This is a genomic window from Psychrobacter sp. A3, assembly GCF_028823565.1.
Lineage (GTDB): Bacteria > Pseudomonadota > Gammaproteobacteria > Pseudomonadales > Moraxellaceae > Psychrobacter > Psychrobacter celer.
In genome coordinates, this window is the sequence record NZ_JAPEHS010000167.1 from 1 (window position 1) to 886 (window position 886).

At 55.3% G+C, this 886-nt stretch carries 1 protein-coding gene; it reads left to right on the forward strand.

The window, feature by feature from the left end; all coding sequences use genetic code 11:
* Positions 1-886: HAD-IC family P-type ATPase (locus tag NK638_RS12315; protein ID WP_274633237.1), on the forward strand; the 886-nt coding region annotated here is incomplete at both ends.

The window sequence follows — 886 nt, forward strand, 5'->3', positions numbered from 1 at the left end:
GACATCCTGCGTGCCAAGCAAGGCAGCCGTGTGGCGACCGACGGGGTGGTCATAGATGGCGGCGGCTGGTGCGTGGAGAGTCATCTGACGGGTGAGTCTGTGCCCCTCAAAAAACAAATAGGTGATGAGCTGCTGGCAGGGGCATTGGTCGAAAACGGCAGTTTGCTGTATCGCGTCAGTGCCAAAGGCAGCGATACCAAGCTTGGCGATATGGTCAAAGCCCTTAGTGACGCCCAAGGCTCAAAGGCTGAATTGGCAAGGCTTGCCGATAGAGTGACGGCTGTTTTTGTACCAGTGGTGGTGACCATCGCTTTGGCTACTTTTGGGCTAACGTGGTGGCTGACTGGCATGGTGGATACCGCCTTGATGCATGCGGTGTCGGTATTGGTCATCGCGTGTCCTTGTGCGCTCGGTCTGGCCACGCCAGCGGCTATCATGGCGGGCATGGGCGTGGCCGCGCGCCATGGCGTTTGGTTTAAAGACGCGCAAAGCCTCGAGGCGGCAGGCAATATCGATACGGTCGTGCTTGATAAAACCGGCACATTGACTGTCGGTAAGCCGTCTATCGTCGATCATGTCATGGTGGACAGCTCCATTGCTGTCGATGATGTGCTACAAATTGCGGCAAGCGTTGAGGCGCATGCCAGTCACCCCTTAGCGACTGCCTTGATCAATGCTGCGGCCGAGCGTCATTTGCCACTGATGACTGTCACTGACATCAGCGTCATTAAAGGCGCGGGTATCCAAGCCAATATCGAAGGCTTGGGTCTGGTAAAAGTCGGTACGGCAGAATTTGCCAATCTAACCTTGCCAAAATTTATGCCAAAAGTATGGCAAATCGCCAGTACCGTAGCGCTTAGTATCAATGATGAACCGCTCGGGGCGT